The organism is Cellulomonas sp. McL0606 (assembly GCF_058248365.1).
This window is the reverse complement of sequence record NZ_CM177779.1, coordinates 571,726-587,125: the sequence shown is the minus strand read 5'-3', so window position 1 is coordinate 587,125 and position 15,400 is coordinate 571,726. Positions and strand designations below refer to the sequence as shown.

At 70.4% G+C, this 15,400-nt stretch carries 11 protein-coding genes, 1 tRNA gene and 2 pseudogenes; 7 read left to right on the top strand and 7 right to left on the bottom strand.

Annotated features, from left to right (window positions below):
- Positions 1-61: 61 nt before the first annotated feature.
- Together mobF and AC38ZX_RS03065 are read left to right on the top strand one after the other, a co-directional pair.
- Positions 62-4,432: a MobF family relaxase gene (mobF, locus tag AC38ZX_RS03070; RefSeq protein ID WP_491296290.1), complete on the top strand. Its 4,371-nt coding sequence runs from the start codon at positions 62-64 to the stop codon at positions 4,430-4,432.
- A 78-nt stretch (positions 4,433-4,510) separates the two neighbouring features.
- Positions 4,511-4,996, top strand: a complete 486-nt coding sequence (locus AC38ZX_RS03065; RefSeq protein WP_491296289.1) for a hypothetical protein — start codon at positions 4,511-4,513, stop codon at positions 4,994-4,996.
- 346 nt (positions 4,997-5,342) lie between these two features.
- On the opposite strand, the gene AC38ZX_RS03060 is transcribed toward AC38ZX_RS03065, so the two are convergent.
- On the bottom strand, positions 5,343-5,534 hold the full coding sequence (locus AC38ZX_RS03060; RefSeq protein WP_491297561.1) for a hypothetical protein: 192 nt from the start codon (positions 5,532-5,534) through the stop codon (positions 5,343-5,345).
- A 139-nt stretch (positions 5,535-5,673) separates the two neighbouring features.
- On the opposite strand from AC38ZX_RS03060, the gene AC38ZX_RS03055 reads away from it, so the two are divergent.
- On the top strand, positions 5,674-5,907 hold the full coding sequence (locus AC38ZX_RS03055) for a hypothetical protein (protein ID WP_491297560.1): 234 nt from the start codon (positions 5,674-5,676) through the stop codon (positions 5,905-5,907).
- Here the strand turns inward: AC38ZX_RS03055 and AC38ZX_RS03050 are convergent.
- Positions 5,869-5,955: pseudogene (locus AC38ZX_RS03050) on the bottom strand (hypothetical protein); the annotation flags it as partial. The gene AC38ZX_RS03055 and the pseudogene AC38ZX_RS03050 sit on opposite strands and share 39 nt — an antisense overlap.
- Before the next feature lie 1,442 nt (positions 5,956-7,397).
- On the opposite strand from AC38ZX_RS03050, the gene AC38ZX_RS03045 reads away from it, so the two are divergent.
- Complete coding sequence (locus AC38ZX_RS03045; protein WP_491296288.1) at positions 7,398-8,108, top strand: hypothetical protein; 711 nt, start codon at positions 7,398-7,400, stop codon at positions 8,106-8,108.
- 97 nt (positions 8,109-8,205) lie between these two features.
- Here AC38ZX_RS03045 and AC38ZX_RS03040 read toward each other — a convergent pair whose 3' ends face one another.
- The 3 genes from AC38ZX_RS03040 to AC38ZX_RS03030 form a co-directional block, all read right to left on the bottom strand.
- Positions 8,206-8,583 carry a WapI family immunity protein gene (locus tag AC38ZX_RS03040; RefSeq protein WP_491296287.1) on the bottom strand — a complete coding sequence of 126 codons (378 nt, stop codon included), beginning with the start codon at positions 8,581-8,583 and terminating at the stop codon, positions 8,206-8,208.
- 191 nt (positions 8,584-8,774) lie between these two features.
- Positions 8,775-8,845 (bottom strand) — tRNA-Arg (locus AC38ZX_RS03035).
- A 190-nt stretch (positions 8,846-9,035) separates the two neighbouring features.
- Positions 9,036-9,932 carry a hypothetical protein gene (locus AC38ZX_RS03030; protein WP_491296286.1) on the bottom strand — a complete coding sequence of 299 codons (897 nt, stop codon included), beginning with the start codon at positions 9,930-9,932 and terminating at the stop codon, positions 9,036-9,038.
- 350 nt (positions 9,933-10,282) lie between these two features.
- Here AC38ZX_RS03030 and AC38ZX_RS03025 point away from each other — a divergent pair, with 350 nt between their 5' ends.
- Positions 10,283-10,762: a VOC family protein gene (locus AC38ZX_RS03025; RefSeq protein ID WP_491296285.1), complete on the top strand. Its 480-nt coding sequence runs from the start codon at positions 10,283-10,285 to the stop codon at positions 10,760-10,762.
- 2 nt (positions 10,763-10,764) lie between these two features.
- On the opposite strand, the gene AC38ZX_RS03020 is transcribed toward AC38ZX_RS03025, so the two are convergent.
- The gene (locus AC38ZX_RS03020) at positions 10,765-12,747 is read right to left on the bottom strand and encodes a response regulator transcription factor (RefSeq protein ID WP_491296283.1); all 1,983 of its coding nucleotides are present in this window, start codon (positions 12,745-12,747) and stop codon (positions 10,765-10,767) included.
- 1 nt (position 12,748) lies between these two features.
- On the opposite strand from AC38ZX_RS03020, the gene AC38ZX_RS03015 reads away from it, so the two are divergent.
- The gene (locus tag AC38ZX_RS03015; protein WP_491296282.1) at positions 12,749-13,021 is read left to right on the top strand and encodes a hypothetical protein; all 273 of its coding nucleotides are present in this window, start codon (positions 12,749-12,751) and stop codon (positions 13,019-13,021) included.
- Here AC38ZX_RS03015 and AC38ZX_RS03010 read toward each other — a convergent pair.
- Positions 12,971-13,201: pseudogene (locus tag AC38ZX_RS03010) on the bottom strand (hypothetical protein); the annotation flags it as partial. The gene AC38ZX_RS03015 and the pseudogene AC38ZX_RS03010 overlap by 51 nt on opposite strands.
- Positions 13,202-14,250: 1,049 nt before the next feature.
- Between AC38ZX_RS03010 and AC38ZX_RS03005 the strand changes: the two are divergent.
- A complete protein-coding gene (locus AC38ZX_RS03005; protein ID WP_491296281.1) occupies positions 14,251-15,240 on the top strand; it encodes a phage tail sheath family protein in 990 nt (329 codons plus the stop codon).
- Positions 15,241-15,400 lie beyond the last annotated feature (160 nt).

The following is a 15,400-nucleotide window of genomic DNA, read 5'->3' as shown; positions in this document are numbered from 1 at the left end:
GCTTCGCCCCCGGCGAATCCCGGTTGGGCGTCGCGTCTTCTCGGTTCTCGTCGACACCTGCTTGCAGCAGCACACGCAGATGGTGCTGCTGGGTGGGGGTGGTGTCGATGCGCGGCGTCGCGTGTTGCAATCGCGCACCTCTGCCCAGGACGACGTGCCCTGGGTGCCGCCGGGTGGGGGTCCCGACGTGGTGATGTCGATGCACAAGCTGACGGTCGGGGACGGGTACGCCTACCTGACCCGGCACGTCGCAGCCGGTGACGCCGGCTTGTCCGCGGGCGACTCGCTGACCGCGTACTACGAGCAGACCGGCAACCCGGCCGGCCGCTGGCTCGGGACCGGGCTGCGTGCGGTCGGCGAGGGCCGTCTGCCCGTCGGAAGCGTCGTGTCCGAGGCGGCGATGACGCGGCTGTTCCGCGATGGCTGCGACCCGGTCAGCGGCGCGTCCCTGGGAACGCCCTTCCGCAAGGCTGCCTCGGGTGAGGGCCGGCATGCGGTAGCGGGCTTCGACCTGACGTTCACGGCCCCGAAGTCGGTGTCCGTGGTGTGGGGTCTGGCCGACGACGCGACCCGCGCGACCCTGTACGAAGCCCCCCGCGCGGCATTGGCGACAACGTTGCAGTTCCTCGAGCACTCCGTGATCCGGACGCGGGTCGGGGCGGCCGGGTGCCGGCAGGTCCGCACCCGCGGGATGGTCGCCGCCGGGTTCGATCACTGGGACTCCCGGGCCGGCGACCCGAACCTGCACACCCACGTCGTCGTCGCGAACAAGGTCCAGGGTCTCGACGGGGTGTGGCGGTCCGTTGACGGTCGCACTCTCCACGCCGCGACGGTGACGGTCTCCGAGCTGTACGACGTGCTGCTTGCCGACGAGGTCACCCGTCGACTCTGCACCACGTGGTCGCTGCGGGACCGGGGTGAGAGGCGCAACCCCGCCTTCGAGGTCGACGGCGTCGGTGAGGACCTGCTCGCGGAGTTCTCGACGCGCTCGGAGCAGATCCACTGCGCCGAGCAGCGCTGGGCGGACGAGTTCACGCAACGGCAAGGGCGGGCACCCTCACGCACGGAGACGACCCGGGCGCGGCAGCACCTGACCCGCGAGACGAGGCCGCCCAAGGTCGTGCACGCCCTGCGGGACCTGCTGGCGGACTGGGCCAACCGTGCCCGCACGCTGACCGGGCGGGAGCCGGTCGACCTGGCCTCCCGCGCACTGACCGGCACCTACGGCCGTCCCTTGCACGCCGACGACGTCGGGCCCGAGGTCCGGGCGGCGATTGCCGCGCAGGTCGTCGAGGATGTCTCGACGCGGCGGTCGGTGTGGTCGACGTGGAACCTTGGCGCGGCTGCGGTGCGCTCGTCGATGCTGCTGCGCATGGCCACCCCGCAGGACCGGCTCGACCTCACCAACGACCTCGTGACGCTGGCCAGCGGCGCCTGCGTGCGCCTCGACGACGAGCCCGACCCCGAGCGGCGTCGCGTCGGGGAGGAGACCTACACCTCGCTCGAGCTGTTGGAGGCCGAACGCACGGTCGTGGACGCCGCCGAGACCACCATGGGGATCGGGGTGTCCGTGGTCGCCGGGCGGGTGGCGGACCGGCAAATGGCCCACCTCGCCGACGACCAGCGCGCTGCAGCCAAGGCCGTCGTCCTGTCTGCGCGCCGCCTGGACGTGATCGTCGGACCGGCCGGGTCAGGCAAAACCACCACCCTGAGCGCGCTTGCCGACACGTGGCGCCAGACCCGCGGCAACGTCGTCGGTCTCGCACCTTCGGCCAACGCGGCCGCGACCCTGTCCGCGGCGTTGGGGGCGCGGTGTGAGACCGCCGCGAAGTGGGTCTTCGAGTCCAGCGGTAACGGAGCGATGACGCGCGCGTTGCGCTACGAGGACGAGATGACTGTTCTGGACGCCCCCGGAGGCAGCTATTGGGACAAGCAGGCCGCCAACCAGCGCCGCCATGCCCTGGCCCTCGAGCAGGACCGGTGGGTGTTCCGACGTGGGGATCTGGTCATCGTCGACGAAGCGTCCATGGCCGACACCCGCACCCTGGCCGAACTCGTCCGTCAGGCATCCGCCGCGGAGGCGAAGGTGCTGCTCGTCGGGGACCACCTGCAACGCGGCGCCGTCGACGCCGGCGGCATGTTCGGGATGCTCGCTCGTCGCGGCCCCACCGCGGAACTGCGGTCCTTGTGGCGGTTCAGTGAGCCGTGGGAGGCGCGCGCGACCCTCGAACTGCGGCACCGCCAACCCGCCGCCCTGGACGCCTACATCCGCTACGAACGGGTCAGCCACGGGCCACACGACGACATGCTCGACGACGCCATCGACGCGGCCACCACCGCGACCGCCGAAGGCCGGGTCGCGCTGCTCGCGGCGGCGGACCGGCGCACCGTCAACGAGCTGAACGCCCGCACCCGCGCCGAACGCATCCGCACCGGCCAGATCCACCCTGACGGCATCACCCTTGCCGACGGGCTCACGGGCGGCGTCGGGGACGTCGTCACGACCCGCCGCAACAACCGGCGCCTGCACACGGCCGACGGCTTCGTCCGCAACGGCGACCTCTGGCAGATCACAGCGACCCTGCCCGATGGCGGCCTACGCGTGCGCCCGATCCACGACCCCGATGGCCCGACGCTGCGCCTCCCCGCCGACTACGTGACCGAGTCCGTCGAGCTCGGGTACGCCACGACCACTGCCCGCAGCCAGGGCATGACCGTCGACGAGACCCACACGGTCATCACCGCCGGCATGGGCCGTGAAGACCTCTACGTCGCCCTGACCCGGGGCCGGCACCTGAACCGGATGTACGTCGCCACCGACCGCCCCGACCCCGACCCCGACCCCGACTGCCTACCCTCCGGCGACACCGAGAACCCGCGCCGGATCCTCGAGCAGATCCTGGCCACCAGCCACGCCGAGACCTCCGCCACCGAGACCTGGGCCGCCCATCACCCCGAAAGCTCCGGAACCGCCGCTCCCGGCTCGTCTTCCACAGGCCCCGTCCATCCCGCCGCTTCGTCCACAGATGACGCGGACCCCCTTGACCCCACCGCCCAGCCGAGTCCCCGATGGACCTGTGCTGGAGCGGTGGTAACCGATCCCAACCCACCGAAGGAGAACGACCATGACCACGACGTCGCAGTCCGAGATGAACACGCCGGCCGTCACGCCTCGTCGGCAGTACTACCGCGTCAAGGACGCCGCGGCCGTCCTCGGCGTGCCCGTGCGGACGCTGTACCACCTGGCCGAGACCGAGCAGATCCCGTGCCGGCGGCTCGGGTCCGTCATCCTCATTCCGGCGACGTGGGTGGATCGGGAGCCCGCGCAGCCGCGCCGACGCTGATGTCCGTCACGCGGCGGACGTTGCCCTCGGGCAAGGTGACCTGGCGCGCAAAGCTGTTCTTCGAGCACCGGGTCATCGCCGAGAAGTCGTTCCCGCGCAAGACGGACGCCCGCCGCTGGGAGGCCGACCAGCTGGTCAAGCTCCAGAGCGGCGCCTGGATCGACCCGACCCGCGGCCGCATCGCGTTCGGCACGCTGGCCGAGGAGTGGCAGGGCTCGCGGCAGCACCTGGCCGTGCGCAGTCAGGAGACGACGCAGTTCCTGCTCGACTCCTACATCGTGCCCGTCGTCGGTCGCCTGCCAATCGGCGTGATCTCGGCGACCGACGTCGAGCGCGTGCTCACGGCGATGACGAGTCGCGGCCTCGCGACGGCCACCCGTCGGCGCGCGCTCTCGGTGATCCGGCTGGTCCTCGACTACGCCGTGCGCGACCGACGGCTCACCGTCAACGTCGCCCGCGCGATCCCGCTCCCGAAGGGCTCGACCAAACGCGAGCCGCACTGGCTACGCGCGGAGCAGCTCGGTCGGCTCGCCGACGCCGTGCCGCCGCTATGCCGGCCGGTCGTGCTGTTCCTCGGTCTGGCCGGCCTCCGGTTCTCGGAGATGTGCGCGCTGCGCGTCGACGACGTCGTCCAGACGCCCTACGGCCTCGGCGTCCGGGTCCACCGCGCCGCCCCGCAGTCGAAGCGGAGCAGCGCTGCCATCTTCGGCCCGACGAAGACTCACCAGACCCGCACCGTGCCGGTCCCGCCGACGCTCGAGTCGTACGTCCGAACCCGGATCGAGGCCGTCCCGTCGGGCTCGTACCTGTTCCCCAGCCCCACCGGCGCGATCTGGACCAACACCAATTTCCGCGTCCGCTCACGTTGGACCGAGACGACGCAGGCGGTTGGCCTCGCCGGCACGACGATTCACGACCTCCGCCACACAGCCGCCTCGCTGCTCATCGCCGCCGGTGCCGACGTGAAGGCGGTCCAGATGATCCTCGGGCACGCCACCGCGACGATGACGATGGACCTCTACGGCCACCTGTTCTCCGAGGCGCCGTGGGTCGCGATGGAGCGCATGCCGATGTTCCCCGAACCCTGACCGCGGGGGTCAGAGCCGATCGATTGAAGATCAGTCGTCCGACCCTGGATCCCTCGTCGGCGCCGCTACCCTCACGACGTGACCGAACCATCTGGGAGCGGACCCGCCGCCCTGACAGACGAGCAGTTCATCAGGACCTTCGCGATGGCCAGAAGATATTTCTCCGTTGGCCTCGCCGCGACCGGCCTCCTCGGCGTGTTCGTCATCACCGAACAACCCACCGTCCGTCTCGGCGGCGCCCTTCTGGGAGTAGGCCTCAGCCTTGTCTCGTGGTTCCTCCCCGGACGGGTGATCCGCAGCGCCCTGACGCGCGCAGGATCCACCGGGGGGATGTCCCCGTACCAGGTCCAGGTGACCATCCGATCCGCCGTCTACCTGGGTCTCCCGCCGGCGGTCGTTCCGGCCATGCTCGGCCTGGTGTTCGCTCGTATCGACATGCACGACGTGGGTGCGCTCGTGATCACCGCGCCGGTCGCGATCCTGTCGCTGAACCTCAACGTCCTCGGCGCAGCCTGCGTGGGCCGGTATGTCGCCCAGCTGCGCGCCCTGACGTCGACGTACTGAGGCTGGCAATCGCGGTTCCGGCCGCAACAGCGATCGAGACGGCGGCGACGGAATCGTCGAACCGCAACTCAGTCCTCGCTCCGCGTTAGAGGACCCCAGTCTTCAGCATGACGACCACGACGACGAGTGCGGTGACGATGAGCCCGAGGATCAGCACACCCTGCCAGGAGCGGATGCCAGCCCGGTCCGTTCGTGTTCCGTCGAAACCACGGCTGGCGCTCCTTGCCGCCGGGCCGTTCGATATTCATCGGCGATCCCTGTTCGTCGCTGGGCATGTTCCACTCCACTTCCGTATTTCCTCAGCTTCCGCGAGTAACGCGACCGCCTCGAGCGCAAGGCCCGGCACTCACACCCGTCGCCCTGCCCGCTCGGCGAAGTCGTCCATCGCGGCCAGCACCGTCGGCGCCTGCCACACCCGGTTCCGGAGCGCCGACGACGACGGCCGCAGGACCTCTGCCTGCTCGAGTATGTCGATGGCGTTGCGCGCGCCGCGGTCGGAGATCGCAAGCGTCGTCGCCACGTACTCGGCATTGACCACGGGCTGAGCAAACAAGACATCTGCCAGGCGCCATGCCGCCGAGTCGGAGCGAGCGTGGATCTGGTCGTGCCACGCGGAGCGCAGGCCCAGGACATCGTCGGCGAGCTTGCCGCCCGTTGTAGGTGGCAGCGATCGCAGCTTGGGCGACCTGCTCGACGATGGCGTCGGTGTCCCCCTCGCGGTAGCTCGTCAGCGCGCGGAAGTACCGCTCGGGGCTCCGCAGCAGTCCAGCGGAAACCGGCACGGTCGTGTGCCGTGTGAGGCCGCGCCGCCGCAGCACCTGGTGGAGCACGACACGGCCGGTGCGGCCGTTGCCGTCGACGAACGGGTGGATGGTCTCGAACTGCGCGTGCACGAGCGCGGCATGCACTAAGGCGGGGACGTCGTCCCGTGCCGCGAAGGCGACCAGGTCGTCGATCACGGCCGGAAGGTGATCCTGGTGGGGCGGCACGAAGTCCGCACGGTGCGGACTGACCGACGAGCTTGCCGACCCACACCTGCTCGGCGCGCCACTGGCCGGCGATGGTGGGTTCGGACTCGCTCAGGAGCGCGCGGTGGACGGCCAGGATCGACGCCGCGGTGATCTCGTCGCCTATCGCGAGCGCCTCATTCATCGCGCGCACGTTCGCCGCGACCAGATCAGCGTTCTGCTTCCCTCCAACCCCGAGACTGGCCATGGCCAGGTTCCGGGCGTTGCTCGTGAGGTGCTCGATCTGCGAAGCTCGACGCCGACTCCGTGCGGAGCAGGACCGCCGGCATCGGCACCGGCATGATCGACACCTCGATGTCGAAGCGCGCGACGTCGGATGTCGCCTCGTCGACCAGTGATCGGACGGCGCTGCCCAGTCCCGGGGTCCGGTGCGCGATCGCGGGCAGCACGGACGCCGCGTACGGGCGGGCGATGCGACCGCGCTCCCACCCCGAGAGGCGGCCGTCATCGAGGTTCGACGTCCAGTCCCGCTGCTCCGTCGTCAATGCGGGCCATCGCTCGTCGCCCCGCGCGGCGGTGTCGGTACGTCGCTGATCACTCGCCAACCTTCAACACCTCCCTCGCTTACTGAAGGCTAGCGCATTAGTCTTCAGTAAGCCCGTCCCTTACTGACGGTTCCGGTCGAAAGCTGGCAGACCTCGCGGCTCGCGCATCAGGAGCATCACGTCATCGCGTTGTCTATCGCTAGAAGGACAAGGCCGGAAGCCTGGTGGACCACGGACAGGCAAGCGCTGAAGCACGCGTCGTTGGCGGCACCCCCTCGGCACGCTCGGCGCGTCAATCGAATGCTTACCAAGCCGGGACGGGAGTCTCGTCCCCGGTTTGTTGCGACGACCTGCACCGGCGATTGAGAGCAGAGCAAGCACGCTCTGGACATCCATCGCATCGCCGGCATCACGTCATCGAACTGTCTATCGATCGAGCAGCCGCGCGCCGGTGCATCGATTGGCGTCAGCTCATCGCCCGGGCCTGCGAGTGCGGCGCCGGAATGCCCAACGGCGTCGCGTCAGGGGTCGGACCGCGTCGAGCCCGACCTCCGAAGCCAATGCCGCCCAACAGGCGGGCGTCAGCGTCGCGACCACGGTGGTACCTCTTCGTACCTGCATTCACCGCAGATGCCCTCGGCGGTCGCCTCGAGGTCGGCCCCAGCGTGCTCCGACCACGGGTGACGGCACTGGGCGCAGAGTTCCTTCAGCGGTTGGTATGCCCTCGCCACCGCGATCCTCTCCGAGTTCATGACGACCGGTCCTGGGCAGCACCGGGGACTGCTAACTGCCACGACGACACGGGCGTGGTTTGCGCACTCCGTCGGCAGGAATCGTGACGGGATCGATGCCAGGACGTGCCCTGCCGGGTGAGCGCGCGCTGCGACCATGTCGCGCGTGACCTTATCGGGACTGCCTATCGCTCCGTCCGTCCGCGAAGGGCGGGCGCTGCGCCGGTGGCACGGCTGGATGGTTCTCGGCGTCGTTTTGTTGGTCACCGGGTCGGTATTGACGCCATTATCGATGGTCCGTGGCGATGCGCTGTGCCGGTTCGCTCCCTGTGACCCGTCGGTCCCCTACGTGGCGTTCGCTGGTGCGCCGAACGGCGGCATCCGCATCGAGTTCGGACGTGCCGCCGTAGACGAGGTGACCGAAGTGGTCGTGGTCTCTGGGGCCAACCCGAGCTGGAAGCACTCGCCGGTGCTCTGGCGAGTCGAGCGGACAGGAGACGTCCCCGCCGGGTGGTCGGGCACGGTCGTTCTGGGCGTCACGCCCGCTGGGTTCACGGAGACTGTCCCGCTCATCGAGCCGCTGAGCCAGGCCACTGCGGTCGGTGTGGGGAACGCCTGCTACGGAAGTCTCGCCGGCGTGCCGACGGGTCCGTTGCCACAGGACGGCCAGCTGCGCACCGAATCGGGTGAGACCTTGTCGCCCGAAGCGTTCGCGGCCGACTACGCGTGGGACCTGACCCCGTGCCCCGACACGTCCAGGCCGACACCGTGGCCGCCGGCGATCATCACGGCGATGCTGGGACTGCTGGTCGCCCTCACAGTTGTCATTCGACGCGTAGCCGAGCGGCGCCGCTGGTTCGCGAGCTGACCCAGGCCGCCAGCGCCATCGCCTCAGCGCTGCGGGAAGGGGGCGATCTCGCTGTCCCACGTTGCGGCGGCCTCTCTGATGCCCTCGGGCGTCAGCGTCAGCTCGACAAAGTACTCGTACAGCTCGACGTCGTCGTCGCGCAGGGACGGCGGTAGGGACTCCAGCGAGAGGTGAACTCGGGAAGCTGCACCTCGCCCACGTCGTCGACGCTGACGCTGAATGCGACGTTCGGTTCCGTGAAGGCCAAGAGACGACCCTCGTCGACCGGAAGCGACATCGATGGCACACGATGGCCAGCAACTGCCCTCAACCATTCCGAGATCTCCGGCATCTCGTCGGTTATCAGGCAGGGATCGCGAAACGAGAAACCGCGTCCGTCGACCGTCCGAACGTGCCCCTCGATGACAACCCAGTTGGCGTCGTGATCGAAGCCACCGTCGCCATCCGGTGCGGGAGGCCCGAACTCGTATCGCACAGGGCTCAGCTCAACACATGCCCCGTCGGACGATGCCAGCCGCACGACCCCTCCTCCCGTCGCCGGCCTTCGCGGTTGATGAAGCACCTAGACCATGCTGCTGACCACATGCTGACCACGAACCGGACATTGCGGTCACACCGACGGCATCGGTCGCACGCGACATCGCGCTGACCTGCAACGACACACTGTGCGCCTGGGCAGATTCGAACTGCCGACACCCGCTTTAGGAGAGCGGTGCTCTATCCCCTAAGCCAGGCGCGAACGCCGGGCGGATGGGATGACGGCCCGCCGGATGCCCAGGAGCCTACCGAACTGCGACCGGGAACCCGAAGGCCGGCCGCGTTGGACGCGACCGGCCTTCAGAGCCTTCTCCTAAAGAGCGGAGCGGGACGTGCTCTTGTGGTCCCGAGCATTGCGGCGGGCGACGACGATGAGCGAGCCACCGATCGCTACCGCGACCAGCCCGAGGCTGCCAGCGCCGCCGCGTCCGAGCCGGTCGCGGCCAAGACCTCGCCGCTCTCCGGAGCGGTGGGGTCCTCTGCGGCCAGGACCTCCGTGATCACGACATGCTCCGAACCAGGCGTCACGTTGGGAGTCGCCGGGTCAACCGGAGTCGCCGGGTCAACCGGAGTCGCCGGGTCCGTCGGAGTCGTCGGGTCGACCGGGGTCGTCGGGTCCGTCGGGATCGTCGGGTCGGTCGGGTCAACCGGAGTCGTCGGGTCCGTCGGGTCCGTCGGGTCGACCGGAGTCGTCGGGTCCGTCGGGTCCGTCGGGTCGACCGGAGTCGTCGGGTCCGTCGGGTCCGTCGGAGTCGTCGGGTCGACCGGAGTCGTCGGGATCACCGGGTCCGTCGGGTCGACCGGAGTCGTCGGGTCCGTCGGGTCCGTCGGAGTCGTCGGGTCCGTCGGGTCCGTCGGGATCACCGGGTCCGTCGGGGTCGTCGGGTCGGTGGTGCAGACCGGCGGCTGCCCGCCCTCACCGAAGTGCTCGTTGAACAGCGACACCTGCACCCAGGTGATGCAGTACCCGCCGGGGAACGAGGCGGCGAACGCCGGGTGGTCGGACCAGGTGTAGACGGACTGCCCGATGTACCGCTTCTGCGGCCACAGGCCGTTGTCCGGTACGGCGTTGTGGACGTTGAACGTCACGGCGCCGGAGCCGTCCAGCTGGGTCACGCGGTAGTTGATGTGCCCGTTGGCCTCGAACGTCACGCCGGCGGGCAGGGTCAGGGTCTGCGCGGTGACGGTGTAGGGCGTCGGGGCGTCCGAGCCGGCCGCGTTCGCGGCGGTCGGGACGAGGATCAGGGCGGCGGCGAGCGCGGCAGCGCCCAGGAGACGGAAACGCACGGGAGATCACGCCTTTCGGGCGTAGTCGGGTGGCGCGTCGGCGGTCGGCGCGACGCGTGGTGCAAACAGGGGGGAAGGGGGGCGACGAAGCGGCTGTCAGCCGCGTCGAGTCAGCCCGATGCGGCGGGCGTAGCGCGATGCCCGGTGTTCAGTAGTCATGTGGTTTCGCCTCCTCCGTATCGTTGTTAGGTCAAGGATACGTCAAAACTGGACGTCTGTTCAGTTCTGTGACCGACCACACGTACACAGAGCACGAGACGGTGTCGAGATCCTCGGATCGGCTCCGACCACCGCATGAAGCACGACGCACCGGCACAGGGCCACGCGTCGCTGACGACGGAGGCACCGAGATGAGCATCAGCCCGTTCCTGTGGTTCGACGACCAGGCCGAGCAGGCCGCGCAGCGGTACGTCGAGATCTTTCCCGACTCGCGGATCACGACCGTGGCCCGCTACCCCGAGGGGGCTCCGCAGCCCGCCGGCACGGCGCTCACGGTGGACTTCGTGATCGACGGCCTCGAGCTGCAGGCGCTCAACGGTGGCCCGCAGTACCCGCACACCGAGGCGTTCTCGCTGCTCGTGAACGTGCGGGACCAGGCGGAGTGCGACCGCATCTGGGAGGCGCTGGTCGCGGACGGCGGCGAGCCCGGCTCATGCGGGTGGCTCAAGGACCGCTGGGGCCTGTCGTGGCAGGTGATCCCGGCCGCGCTGCCGGCCCTGCTGAACGACCCCGACCCCGCCCGCGCCGGCCGGGCCATGAACGCGATGCTCACCATGAGCAAGATCGACGTCGCGGCCCTCCAGGAGGCGGCGGACGGCGTCGCGCGCTGAGATCAGCGCAGGACGACCGACAGACCCTCGCGCGAGTGGACGCCGGTCTTGGCGAACACGCGCGCCAGGTGGCTGTCGACGGTCCGCACCGACAGGGTCAGGCGAACGGCGATGGCGCGCGAGGTCATCCCGCCGGCGGCCATCGCGGCGATCTCCTGCTCGCGGCGGGTGAGCGCGACGGGCGCCTCCAGCGGCGGCAGCCACAGGCCGCAGCGGTTCAGGGCGCGCTCGGCGATGCGGATCAGGTCGGGGTCGCCGACGGCCAGCGCGGAGACGTGGGCGACGAGGGCCTCGCCGCGGGGACCGTCCACGGTCACCGCGAGCTCGGCGACGCGGTCCAGGACCGCGGGGTCCACCAGCCGGCCGCGACCGTGCCGGTCGACGCACCGGTGCAGGGCCTCGAGCTCGACACGGTCGAGACCCGACGCGGCCGCCCACGATGCCAGGGCCGCGGCCTCGTCGGCACCGCGCGGGTCCCGCATCCACAGCAGCGCGTCGACGCGCAGCAGCCGGACCTCGGGCTCGAGACCGCCGAACGTTCGCACGGGTGAGGCCTCGAGCGACGACAGCAGCACGCGGGCTGCGGAGCCGTCCCCGGACGCGGCCGCGGCGACTGCCTCGGCGGCCTGCGTGAAGACGGCCACCCCGCCGAGGTCGGAGAGCCCGAGCCGGTCGGACACGGCGTGCAGGTCGCTGCGGGCCGACGACCAGGAGCCGTGGGCGATGCCGAGCAGTCCGCGGGTCACGTGCGTGGCCGCCCAGTCGAGGGCGGGGTCGGAGCGCTTGATCAGGGCGAAGGCCTCGGCGGCGGCGAGGTCGCCTGACCAGAGCATGGACAGGAAGCTCGCGACGGCCACCTCGCCGACGGCCCACCGGTAGCTGTCGCGGTGCGCGACGGCCAGCTGCGTGTACCGGGACGCGATGCGGGCGGCGTCGGCGAAGCGGCCGGACTGGGCCAGGCCGAGGATCGTCGGGCAGGCCAGGGGCAGCGCCATGCCGCCGACGGACGGGGACAGCAGCACCGCGAGCGCGGCGTCGAGGTCGGCACGGCCGGCGTAGCCGAGGCGGGTCAGACGGGCCACGTCGAGCTCGCGTCGGCCGATCAGCGCGAGCCCGGGCGGCAGCCCGTCCAGCCACCACTCGGTCGGTCCGAACGCGATGAGCGCCTGGAGCAGGTCACCGTCCTGGTAGTGCGCGATCCCGGCCTGCATCGCGGTCGCGGCGACCATGAGCCGCACCGCGCGCGAGTCCGGGACCTCCAGGACGCGCACGCTGTCGACCGCCTCTGCCAGGTCCCGGGACGCCTGCGCCACGTCGTCCAGGTGCCACCAGGCGTCGGCCCGCTGCACCAGCAGCTCGATCCGGTGCACGTCGTCGATGAGGCCACGACGCAGGGCCGCGGTGACGATCCGCACGGCGGTGTCCGGCTGCTGCATCTCGAACGCGGCGTCGATGGCGGCGCGCAGTCGCGGGGCGTCGACGGGCATGTCGCAGTCGAGGGAGAGCGACACCGAGCGCACGAGCGCGGGTCCGCTGCGCTGACCGTCGTGCGTCAGCTCGGCGACGGCGAGCAGCACATCGCGCCGCTGGGCGCGCGGGATGCCGGAACGGACCGCCTCGGCGTACAGCGCGTGGGCGAGGTCGACGAGCACGTCGCCCGAGCCTGCGACCGAGATGCGCGGGGTCAGGGTCACCAGGCCCGCGCGGGTGAGCTCGTCGATGGCGTGCCGCGGCACCAGGTCGAGCAGCGCGCTCAACGGGATCGGGCAGGCCAGCGAGCCGACCTCGAGCGCGGAACGGGCGTCCGACGACAGCAGCGTCATGTCGTGCGCGACGAGATCCAGCAGCCGTCGCCCAGGCGTCGCCCGACCCGTCCACACCCACACCCCGTCGATCTGCCGCAGGGCGCCGCCGAGCCGGTCGGCGCGGACCACCTCCGACAGGTGGAAGGCGTTGCCGCCGGTCTCCGCCCAGACGCGGCGCACGGTGTCGATCGACACCTGCCCCCCGCTCCGCGACCAGCCAGCGCTCGACCTCGGCCAGCGTGAACGCCGGGACGTCGACGCGTTCGACCACGTCGTCCTTCCACAGCTCCAGCCACGGCGAGCCCGCGACGGCGGACGCACGAGCGGTCGCGACGAGCTGGACCTCGCCCTGCTGCACCATCCAGCCCAGGGCCTGCGCGCTGGCGGTGTCGAGCAGGTGGGCATCCTCCACCCGCAGCACGAGCGGTCCCCCGCGTGCGCGACCGCGCAGTGAGGCGGCGACGGCGTCGACGGTCCGCGCGACGCTGCCGAGCGAGACGAGCGCGTCGTCGCCGAGCAGCGGCTCGAGGGCGCCGAGCGGGATGCCGCCGCGGGCGGAGGCGCCGGAGATCGTCACGACGTGCGGGACGGCGTCGTCCTCGACGAACCGCAGGGTGGACAGTGCGGCCGTCACGAGGTGCGTCTTGCCCACCCCGGCGTCGCCGACGACGAGCACGGAACGTCCGACGGAGAAGCTCGCCGCGGACCTGGTCCACGACGGGACGGGCGAGCATGGTGCGACGACGGCCGTGATGCGGCTGGACGACCGTCGGGAAGCTGGGGAGCGAGTACTCGTGACCGGCGGACAGTGCCGTCGCCGTCGTCGACGCGTGCTCGTCGCCTGCCACCATCGGTACCCACCTCGTGCACGACACAGCGTCGGACTCGTGTCTTCCGCCTGTGTGTCGGCACGTTACGGCTCGAACTTGAGCCCTTGTGCCGATTCGCACCTTATGGCCCCGGCGGGGGGTTTGAAAACCTCGGTAGCGATTACCGATGCCGGGTACTCAGGCGCGTCCATAGCGTGACCACGACACACCCGCGTCGCAGCGTCCCCGCGCAGGTCATGCCCGGGCGGGAGCGATCCAAGCTAAGGATGGCCAGTGCCCACATACACCGCGCCCGGCGTCTACGTCGAAGAGATCCCCTCGTCCCAGAAGGTCCTCGCTTCGGCGCCGACCGCTGTGGCCGCATTCGTGGGGTTCACCGAGCGAGCGCCCCAGGACGACCCCAACGACCCGCAGGGCCTCTCGCCCCGTCTGGTCACCAGCTGGAACCAGTACGAGGCCCTCTACGGAGGCTTCGTCGAGGGAGCAATTCTTCCCCTCTCCGTGTACGGCTACTTCCTCAACGGTGGCAGCCTCGCGTACATCGTCCGCATCCCGAACGCCGAGCCGTCCGGTGAGCCCGCTCGCCTGGCCCTGCCGGCCGCGGACCGCTCGCTCGGCCTGCCGATCGCGGTCGAGTCCGTCGAGCCCGACGCCAACCTGACCGTCGTCGTCGAGGCCACCGAGGTCGCCGACGACCACGAGGGGCCCGCGCCGTTCAGCATCACGATCGTCGACGGCGGCGAGGCCGTCGAGAAGCTACGACGACCTCACGCTCGGTGGCCCGCGCGACGCTGCGACGGTCATCAACAAGACGTCCACGCGCGTCAAGGTCGAGGTCAAGCTGGCCGCCGACGTGGACCTGACCAGCCAGCTCGAACTGCTCAAGCCCGGCGCGTACGCGCTGGAGCACGCCGCCGCCAAGCCGGTCCCGGTCAACGGTCGCAAGTTCGCAGGCTCGGAGTCTGCCCGCACCGGCATCGCTGGGCTGGCCATCGCCGACGACGTCACGATCGTCCTGGTCCCCGACCTGGTCACGGCCGCGACGAAGGCGGACGGGTCGCTCGACCTGGGTCTCTGGAAGGCCGTGCAGACGAGCCTCATCGCCCACTGCGAGCTGCACGCCAACCGCGTCGCAATCCTCGACTCGCCCCCCGGGCTCTCCCCGCAGGCCGTCAAGGAGTGGCGCACGGACACCGCGCAGTTCGACTCGGCGTTCGCGACGCTCTACTACCCCTGGATCAAGGTGGAGAACCCCACGGGCTCCAACGGCAACTCCGAGATCCTCATCCCGCCGTCGGGCCACGTGGCCGGGCTGTGGGCCCGGACCGACGAGTCGCGTGGAGTGTGGAAGGCCCCGGCCAACGACACCCTTCGCGGCGTCCTGGACGTCGAGCGGAACATCACGCAGGCCGAGCAGGGTGTCATCAACCCGCTGGGCATCAACGCGATCCGCCCGTTCGGCCAGCGCGGCATCCGGGTCTGGGGTGCGCGCACGCTCGCCTCGGACACCGACTGGACGTACATCAACGTCCGCCGCCTGTTCAACATGATCGAGTCGACCATCCTCGAGGGCACCCAGTGGGCCGTTTTCGAGCCCAACGACGTGACCCTGTGGGAAGGCGTCAAGCGCACGCTCAACGCGTATCTGCGGGGACTGTGGTCGGCCGGTGCGCTGTTCGGCGCGAGCCCGCAGGAGGCGTTCTTCGTCAACTGTGACGCGACGACCAACCCGCCGGAGTCGATCGACGCGGGCAAGCTCGTCGTCGAGGTGGGCATCGCGCCCGTCAAGCCGGCCGAGTTCGTCATCTTCCGCATCAGCCAGAACAAGCAGACCGCGTCCTGACGCACCCCGAACTCGCCCCTGACAGGAGCAGCTAGATGCCCAATGATCTGATCAACACAGACCCGCTCGTCTCGCAGAACTTCTTCCTCGAGATCGACGGCTCCGTCGTCTCCATCCTGAGCTCGGTCTCGGGGCTGGACATCGAGATGGAGGTCGTGAC